Origin of the sequence: Synechococcus sp. OH2, assembly GCF_047462155.1 — a bacterium.
In the GTDB taxonomy this organism is placed as follows: domain Bacteria; phylum Cyanobacteriota; class Cyanobacteriia; order Thermostichales; family Thermostichaceae; genus Thermostichus.
The window spans coordinates 1-8,483 of record NZ_JANSIR010000022.1 but is presented as its reverse complement, the minus strand read 5'-3'; the positions used below and the strand labels follow the sequence as shown (position 1 = coordinate 8,483).

The 8,483-nt window shown below is 61.4% G+C and carries 8 protein-coding genes and 1 pseudogene; 6 read left to right on the top strand and 3 right to left on the bottom strand.

Translation table 11 applies throughout. The features are described from left to right. A pseudogene (locus NW835_RS01725) lies at nt 1-2,793 on the bottom strand (translocation/assembly module TamB); the annotation flags it as partial. Between the two features lie 295 nt (nt 2,794-3,088). On the opposite strand from NW835_RS01725, the gene NW835_RS01720 reads away from it, so the two are divergent. The 5 genes from NW835_RS01720 to NW835_RS01700 all read left to right on the top strand — a co-directional run bounded on the left by NW835_RS01720 (nt 3,089) and on the right by NW835_RS01700 (nt 6,606). Next, nucleotides 3,089-3,451: an STAS domain-containing protein gene (locus NW835_RS01720; RefSeq protein WP_414366034.1), complete on the top strand. Its 363-nt coding sequence runs from the start codon at nt 3,089-3,091 to the stop codon at nt 3,449-3,451. Nucleotides 3,452-3,454: 3 nt separating this feature from the next. Further along, nucleotides 3,455-4,171, top strand: coding sequence for a precorrin-2 C(20)-methyltransferase (locus tag NW835_RS01715; RefSeq protein ID WP_414414352.1), 717 nt, complete (start codon nt 3,455-3,457; stop codon nt 4,169-4,171). 808 nt (nt 4,172-4,979) lie between these two features. Then, complete coding sequence (locus NW835_RS01710) at nt 4,980-5,126, top strand: hypothetical protein (protein ID WP_414366036.1); 147 nt, start codon at nt 4,980-4,982, stop codon at nt 5,124-5,126. A gap of 338 nt (nt 5,127-5,464) precedes the next feature. Next, nucleotides 5,465-5,995, top strand: coding sequence for a GNAT family N-acetyltransferase (locus NW835_RS01705; RefSeq protein WP_414366037.1), 531 nt, complete (start codon nt 5,465-5,467; stop codon nt 5,993-5,995). Between the two features lie 41 nt (nt 5,996-6,036). Continuing rightward, nucleotides 6,037-6,606 carry a peroxiredoxin gene (locus NW835_RS01700; protein WP_414378542.1) on the top strand — a complete coding sequence of 190 codons (570 nt, stop codon included), beginning with the start codon at nt 6,037-6,039 and terminating at the stop codon, nt 6,604-6,606. Here NW835_RS01700 and NW835_RS01695 read toward each other — a convergent pair. Beyond that, on the bottom strand, nt 6,603-6,788 hold the full coding sequence (locus NW835_RS01695; protein WP_414366040.1) for a hypothetical protein: 186 nt from the start codon (nt 6,786-6,788) through the stop codon (nt 6,603-6,605). The genes NW835_RS01700 and NW835_RS01695 overlap by 4 nt on opposite strands. Here NW835_RS01695 and NW835_RS01690 point away from each other — a divergent pair. Further along, nucleotides 6,787-7,545 (top strand): glycerophosphodiester phosphodiesterase, encoded by a 759-nt coding sequence (locus NW835_RS01690; RefSeq protein WP_414414351.1) that lies wholly within the window; start codon nt 6,787-6,789, stop codon nt 7,543-7,545. The two genes, NW835_RS01695 and NW835_RS01690, sit on opposite strands and share 2 nt — an antisense overlap. 12 nt (nt 7,546-7,557) lie before the next feature. Here the strand turns inward: NW835_RS01690 and NW835_RS01685 are convergent, their stop codons facing one another. Then, entirely contained in the window at nt 7,558-8,154 is a 597-nt protein-coding gene (locus NW835_RS01685; RefSeq protein WP_414366043.1) for a protein-L-isoaspartate(D-aspartate) O-methyltransferase, read from the bottom strand. Between the last annotated feature and the right edge of the window lie 329 nt (nt 8,155-8,483).

Here is an 8,483-nt window from a genome sequence, read left to right as displayed (position 1 = left end):
GAGGGGATGGTTGGGCAGACCAACCGGATCCGTCCGCAGCACCGCGGCAGGGCCCAAAGGTGGCAGCCGAAAACCGCGGCTGGTGATATCGCTCCACTTCCGCCACTTGAAAGTAGAAATGATATCTTCCAGGCGACCCTGGCGGGTGCTGATCTGCAGGTCAATTTGGGGAACGGGAGCCGCCGAGGTGGGATCCAGAGAGGTCGCCGGCAGCTCTAAAGTACCGCTGGCGGTGTAGAGGCTCTGGAACAGCTCCAGTTGGGCTTGGGCAAGGGTCAGACGAGCGGGGCGAGAGTCGTCTCCAGGGTGGTAAGCGAAATCCACTGCAAGGCCCTGCACCTCGAGATTGCCCAGTCGCAGCCCCTCGACCGCAGCTTGACCTTGAGCAGCGCCACTGGCCAGGTCAAGCGCCACCTCCCCATCGAGGGTTCCCTGCAAGCCGGCCCATGCTCCAGCAGCCACCCCCCCCAGCCAAGCTAGTGGCAAGCGGTTCGCCACCACCTGCAGCTCATCTCGCTGTCGTTGGCCGCGCACTTCCGCCTCGCCCCGCCGCAGCTCGAACTGCAAGGGCCGAAACTGGGGATCCAACTGCAGCGCCAGCCGCTCCCGCGTCCCCGCTAGCTCCACCGTCGTCCCCTGGCTAGACCAGCTAAAGGGCCCAGCCAAGTCGGCAAAGGCTACCTCCCCCACCTGCAAGCCGCGCAACTGGGCCTCCCCCGTCACCTGTAACTCCTCCAGGGAGCCGCGGAGCTGCCCGGATCCCTGCAGCACTCCTGCCACCCTCGGCGGCAGGCCGGGTACTTCTGCCAGGGGGATCCCGTCAGCGGCAAAGTTCAGATCCAGGGATCCCACCTGCAGCGTCTGCGGGTCTACGGGGATCCGTCCCTCTAGCCTGGCCAAGCGGGTGGTGCCGGCCAAGATCTCTGCCTGCTGGATACGCAGGTCAGATCCTTCCCAAGCTACCTGGCCGCGGATGCCGTCAACCCATGGCCATCCCCTCTCTCCCAAAGGCTGGGACAGGGCTAGCGACCCTTGCGCTCGCAACGCCGCCAGGAAACCCACCTCCGCCGCCTCCGCCGTGTTCATCTGCGCCATCAGCTCCCCGGAGAGGGATCCCGGCCACTGGGGGTTAAAAAAGGCCAGCGGCAGATCCTGGGGAGCCAGCCGCGCCTGGAGTTGCCCTGCCGCCCACCTTCCCGCCACCTGGGCCCGGCCCCCGCCCAGCTCCAACACGGCCTGCGGCACCTCCACCGCCCAGCCCCCCGCCTCGGGCAAGATCTGAAGCTGTCCTCTGCCGGCAATCTCTCCCCCTTGGGTTTCCCAGGTGGCCTCCACCTGGGGCCGGGATCCCGTCAGCGCCACCTGTACCTGAGCACTTACCGGCCCCGCCCAGGGCAGCTCGCCCCGCCGCGGCAGGTTGAGGTCGTAGAGGGCCAGCACCTGCTCCACGTCGGCCCCGCTGACCTGCAAATTGAACTGGCCCGCCAAGCCGGCAGCCCATTGCAGTTGTCCGGATCCCTGGATGCGTCCGCCGGCGGCCTTCAGGTCAATTTCCTCAAAGGCCAAGGTCTGGTCGGCCCAGCGGAAGCCAAAAGCATATTCCGGCACCGCCAGGCGATCCACCTGCCCCGGCGAGATCCCTTGCAACTGCCCTTGGATCTGCGGCCCCTTGAGCGGCCCAGTAACCGCCAGGGATCCCGCCACCACCCCTGCCGCCGCCACCGGCAGCTCAAAGTTGAAAGTCTCCTGGATTTGCTGCCAACTGGCTGGAGCCATGACAGCTTGCAGATTGAACCCCTCGCTGTCGCCGAAGGCAATGGAGCCGTTGAGATCCCCGAAAGAGAGCTGGCCAAAGCGACCGCTCACCCCCTGCAGATCCAGCTCCTCTAGGGTAAAGCGAACAGAGCCCTTCACCTCTTCAAAAGGATGCGGCAACCTCTCCAACCCCAGCCGCGCCTGCTGAACCTGGGCTTGCCCCGTCAACTCCAAAGGGCGATTTCTTCCCCAGAGGACTTGCAGAGCCAGACCAGCCTCCCCCTCCACCTCAGTCCAGGGCGCTGCCGGCAAGATGCTGGGCAGTAGCTCCAAAGGCAGGCGCTGGGCGGCAACCGTCACCGAGCCAGAAGCCTGGGCAAAATCCGCCACCCCCCAGAGCTGCAAGGGGTACCCTCCTTCCCCTGCCAGAGGGCGCAGCCGCGCCGAGAGCTGGAAACTGGCCCGCCCCCCTGCTTCCTCCCCAGGCGGGGCACTCAGCCACACCTGCACCTGGCCCTGCAGCCGCTCAAACTGGCGCCGCTCCCCCACCAAAGGGATGGCCGTCAGGGATCCCCCCTGCAAACGGATGTTCAGCCCCTGCAAGGGCAGGGATCCCTCCCCTTCTGGAAGTTGAAACTGCACATCTGCCCAGCCGCGATCCAGCGTTTCCATCAGCAGCAACTGGGGCCGGTTCAGGGTAATGTTGAGCACCCACTCGCCTGTTTGTAGCCAGGTCCAAAAGTCGGGGCTGAGGTCGATAGAGCCGATGCTGGCCAAATGTTCGATGTGGCTTTCTCCCAGCCTCACCTGCCAAGGGGCCACAAACCTTACCTCCCCCAATTCCACCCGCCGGCGCATCGCCTGCGAGAGGGTTTCTTCTACCTGGGGCAGCACCTGATTTTGAAGATACGCCCCGATTCCCCAGGCGGCGCCCAAGGCAGCAGCCGTCAAGCCCAAACCCAGCCCCGCCCCCACCCCAATCCAGGTCTTGGAGGAGAGGGGAAATCGTTGCTCTTTCTCGCGCTGATCTTCGCCCAACACCCACCCTCAGGGATCCGAACCACCCCAGTTGAGAAGCCCTGTTTGGCCCGCAGGCCGGCCTCCTCTGAATAGGGGAAGCTGCCCCCATCCTACCCAAGGACTCCCGGCCTGCCACGAGGGGACAGAGAGAAGAGATCCCTGCCCCCAGCCGCAATCCCCTGCCCGCGGAAAAATACCGTCTCGCCCGCAGGGATGCTAAGCTATCTCCACGCCCGAGATCGGGCCTCCATCTTCTGTCGAGATAGACAAAAGGAGAAAAGCCATTCCGGAACCTCTGTCTCTGACGGTCAGCTTGCGCGGCAGCCACGAAGCGCTGCAAAACTGCCAGGTCTTTTACCTGACGGGCCTTCTGGATGCCTTTTCTGAGCCGGTCTTTGTTAAGGTGGTCACCAAATACTTAGAAGAGGGATCCCCCAACCTTATCCTGGATTTGACGGGGATCGACTTCATCGATAGCTCCGGCGTCGGTGCCCTGGTGCAATTGGCCAAGCTGGCACAGAGCCGTGGAGGTATCTTTCAGGTGGTGAGCAACCCCCGCGTCACCCAAACCGTGAAACTGGTACGGCTAGAAAAGTTTTTGTCCTTGCGCAACTCTCTGCAGGAAGCCTTGGATCGCCTGAGGGAGGAAGGCACGGGCAATCCAGAAACCACCTGATACATGGGCCTGGGAACTTTTTGGGGGATCAGTGCTGGAGCCGGGGATCCCGAGTGGCTGACCCTCAAAGCAGCCCGCATCCTCGGCGCCGTCCGCTGGGTGGCCTGCCCTCAGAACGCCATCGGCCAGCCGGGTTTAGCCTATCAAATCGTGCGCCCCTGGCTGCGACCGGAACAAACCCTATTGCCGTTGCATCTGCCCTTTGTTACCCAAGTTGAGCTTCTGCAGGCGGCCTGGCAAGCGGCTGCCGAGCAGCTGGCTCCGCTTCTAGAACGGGGTGAGGATGTGGCCTTTGTGTGTGAAGGAGATGTGGGCCTCTACAGCACCTTTGCCTACCTGGCCCAGGCCCTGCAGCAGCGGATCCCTGACTTGCCCATCCAGGCCATACCGGGGGTGTGCTCTCCCCTGGCTGCCGCCGCCGCTCTCGGATCCCCTTTGGCGCTCGGCTCCGAGAAATTGGCGATCCTACCCGCTCTTTTTGCCCTGGCGGAGCTGGAGGCGGCCTGTGCCTGGGCAGACGTGGTCGTGCTGATGAAAGTGGCCCCTGTCTATCCTCAGGTTTGGCAGTGGTTGGCGGCAAGAGGTTGGCTGCAGCAAGCCAGCTTGGTGGTTTGGGCCGGTTGGCCGCAGCAAGTTCTCTTCCCCACCCTAGAAGAATTGGCCGACTATCGCCCCCCCTACTTTTCCCTGCTAATCCTGCGCTCTCGGCCCCGGAATTGAAGTTCTCCCCGACACCCTTCTGAAGTGGGAGGCCCACTGAAGCCGGGTCGAGTGGCCTCGGTTAAATCCTCGGCTGAGCTGGGGATCCAGCCCCCCTGCTTTCTGAAAAGTTTCTAAAAAGTAGACCTTGCTTCTGGAAAAAGGCAGAGGATCCGACTGCAAGATCTACTGGAGACCTATGTTGAAGAAATATGGGAAGGACGATTAAAGAAATGACCTAGACTGTTAAGAACAGTTGCCAGCCATTGTAGAGGGATTTGACCCAAGCTAGATTAGAGATGTGGTGATTCAAGCAAGGAGGATAATATCTCAGCTTCATCTCAAAGGCGAGACACCAGCCTGCAATCTGCTCAAGCTCAAAGCTCCCTGTCGGTCAACGTTTTGATCCAATCTCATACGAACTTCCGATCCGTTGCGCCGGCAGGTTTCTATAGCAAGTGGTTGTCTTGCCCAGCGGGGCACCTGGCACCTACGACAGGTTTTCCTCCAAGGAAGGGACATGGGAGCTAGATCAAATAGCGGTCGGGTCTGTTGAGGTTAGCCGCTGCAACGATAAGAGGTCGTTTACCTCTGGTGAGATGGCAAGATGGCAAGCGGTTTTACCGGTTGAGGAGGTGCTGGCCTGCTATTTCGAGTCTCCGTTTAGGATCAGGGAAGAGGTGGAAAACCGATGCTCGGTTGGGTTCAGGTGCTCCCCCCTGCAGACTCTGGCGAATCACGACTCTGCTCAGGAGGTCAAGGGCTGCGGGCTTTAGCAATTTTGGGTTCGCCCAGTTCATAGTTTCACTCTCGCTTGGAGGAGGTTTTTATGCTTGCCTTTCTCTCGAAAATTGCTAGAGCAGTTATCCGCGTGTTCACGCCTGCCAAGTCTGATCTGATTGAAGTAGGTTACCAGCCCATTACCGATGATGTCTATCGCGTCAAAGGCTCAGCTCGCTATGCGGGTGAGCTGTAGGGCACAGTGCGAGAGCGGGTCAGGTTTTGGCGCTTCAACACTCGGGAGCAGAGCTTCAAAAGTGGGTTCGTCAGGTAGCTGTTCCACTTTCCTCGTCGATTGAGCAGTTGAACTCATCAAAAGGAGGAGGGTGAGCTCGGAACAATCGAATAGAAGCTCCAACAAGTGAAGAGATAGCGAAGTTTGGGTGCAGGTGACCTGCATCAGGGTGGGTAGTTTCCCCCACTTAGGTTTTACTGGTTCAGTGGCGGTGCCGCTGGGGCTGCCGCCACTTCTTGTTGGTTGCGAGTTGCGTGCAGCTTCTCTGCGAAAATAGCAAGGACGCTTGCAACAGATGCTTGAGCGCCCTGTTTTCCTCTGTGTTGCCCTCCCTCGTGGTCTATCCCGTCACACTGGGTGATCTGGATCCCGTGGCGGAGGTTCTCGCCCAGGTGTTTTATCCGCCTTTGGGTCTGCAGCGCTGGCTTTACCCGATTCACAAGCTGGGCATCCGCCAAGATTTGTGCCTCAAGCTGGCGGCCAGGGATCCGCACTACTGCTGCCTGGCGGCGGCGGTGGGATCCGAGGTGGTGGCCACTGCTGAGATCTCCTTGCGGGCCATGGCCCATGGCAAGTATCCCTATCTTTCCAACTTGGCGGTGTTGCCCGCTTGGCGGCGGCGCGGGATCGCGCGGCAGCTTTTGCTCAGCGCCGAAGGCGTGGTGCAAGGTTGGGGCTATCGCCAGTTGTATCTGCACGTGGTGGAAGACAATCTGCCCGCCCGGCAGCTCTACGCCCAACTGCGCTACACTCCCATCCAGCGCACCTCTCAACTTTGGCGGTGGCTGGGGATCCCACCCCAGCTTTTGCTCTGCAAGTGGCTGCTGTGAAGTTATGTAAACTAGAGTTAGGGATCTGGAGAGATGTTGCCGTGATTGTCAAAAAAGTGGCCAGGATCGGGCGCTGGCTGGGCCTGGCAGGGTTGTTTGCGGTTTTGCTGGTGAGCTTTGGAGGTGTCCAGTCCGCCTTGGCCCAGTGGGGCACCACTCCCCTGCCGGAGATCGGGGCGCCGGCGCCGGAGTTTGAGCTGCCGGATCAGTCGGGCCAGGTGCGGCGGCTGGCGGATTTTCGCGGCGAGTGGGTGGTGCTCTACTTCTATCCCCGCGACTTCACTTCCGGCTGCACGATCGAGGCCCGCCGCTTTCAGCAGGATCTGCCCAAGTTTCAGGCTCTGGGGGCACAAATTGTGGGCGTAAGCGCCGACTCGGTGGACTCCCACCGGCGGTTTTGCACAGCAGAGGGGCTGCAATTTCCTTTGCTTTCGGATCCTGAGGGCACCGTTAGCCGCGCCTACGGCTCCTGGATGGGGGAGATGGCTCTGCGCAACACTTTTTTGATCGACCCCGACGGGATCCTGCGGGCCATCGACCCAATTGTCAACCCCTATCGGCACAGTGCCGAGGTTTTGGCCCAATTGCAAGAGCTTACCCAGGCCGGCTAGTCCTGTGGGCCAAAGGTCTGCTCGAACTCTTGCAGCAGCTCGTCGATTTCCTCGAGGGCTTGATTGACATCGACCCGCAAGCTGCCCAGGTCTGGCTTTTCCAAAAGCTTGACCAAAGCTGGCCGGCGCTCACGAATGCGCTTGATACGCTCTTTTAAGGCGGCAATTTCGGCTGCGTCCATGGCTACAGAGATTGTTTCAACTTCTCCAGCCTATCGCTTTCCCACCCGGATTGTCGCCCATCGTGGGGACCACACCCACGCTGAGGAGAATACCCTGGCCGCTTTTGCGGCGGCCATCGAAGGCGGGGCCGACGGGATTGAGCTGGATGTGCGCCGCAGCCGCGACGGGATCCCGCTGATTTTTCACGATGCCGAGCTGGAGGGGCAGCCGTTGGCGGCGCTCACCTGGGCCGAGATCCGCGCCCGCAAGCCCACGATTCCCACCTTAGAGGAGGTGCTGCTTCAGGTTGGAGGCAAAATTGCCCTCGACCTCGAGCTGAAGGAGGCCGGCTATGAAGAACAAGTCCTTGCCTTGATTGGCAAGCAACTGTCCCCGGATGCCTGCGTGCTCACCTCCTTTTTGCCCCAGGTGGTAGGGCGGCTGAGAGAGCTTTTGCGCCGCGGCAGTTCCGCTCCCCCTTTCCAGGTTGGCCTGTTGGTGGAGGCGCAGTCGGAGGAAGAGAAGGGATCCCCCTTGGCCTATTGCCGCGAGCTGGGGGCCGACTTTCTCGCCCCCCACTACTCTTGGCTGAACTTGCCGTTTTTGGCAGCGGCGGCCCAGGCCAGGATCCCGCTCTACGTCTGGACGGTGAACGACCCGGAGATCATGGCCTTCTGTTTGCGCCCGCCTGTGGAGGAGCTGCCGGTGCAGGGGCTAATCACCGACCGCCCTCAGTTGGCGCTACAAATTCGCGCCCAGCTCTGGGCCGCCTCCTGAGGATCCCCTGCCCTAGACCATGGGCACAAATTGCACCGGGAAAGCGCCCTTTTGCACCACCCCTTCCGGGGTTTTGTGGAGGATCAGCAAGGATTGGGATCCCTGGCTTTCGCCCACCGGCACTACCAACCTGCCCCCCACCGCCAGTTGATCCAGCAGCAGCGTCGGCAGGGTTGGGGGGGCTGCTGTGACCACGATGGCGTCGTAGGGGGCGTGTTCCGGCCAACCTTGATAGCCATCTCCCTGGCGCACCTCCACGTTGCGGTAGCCTAAGGCAGCAAGGGTTTGCTGGGCACGGGCGGCCAAGGGAGACAAACGCTCCAGGCTATACACCTGTCGGGCCAGCTCGGCCAAAATGGCCGCCTGGTAGCCGGATCCGGTGCCGATCTCCAGCACCACCGATTCGGGTGTGAGGCAGGCCGCCTCGGTCATGAAGGCAACGATGTAAGGCTGAGAGATCGTCTGGCCGTAGCCAATGGGCAGCGGGCAATCCTTGTAGGCGCGATCCCGCAGCTCCGGGGGAACAAAAAGGTGACGCGGCACCTTGCGCATTGCTTCCAGCACCCGCGGATCGCGGATCCCCCGCTGCAAGATTTGCTCCCTCACCATCCGTTCCCGTTGGGCAGCAAAAGGACAAGCCTGCCTCTCCCCACCGCCAGCGGCAGGCTCAGGAGCGTCCAACTCGGCAGCCGGGATCCCAGCCCAGGGGTTAGAAGTCCTCTTAAAGAGAGATGAGAACAACCTTACCATTGGCGCACAACCTCCGAAGCTAACAGCTTGCCGGGATTTTCCGGGAATGCTGCGCCGTAACTGCACCCAGCTCGGGATCCCTTAACTCGATTCTGGCCCACTTCCCAAGAGACTTCCAGCTTTAACGTAAGGTGCGGAATTCCCCACCGTACAGACGGTGGGGATGGATAGCACCCTCTGACTGATTC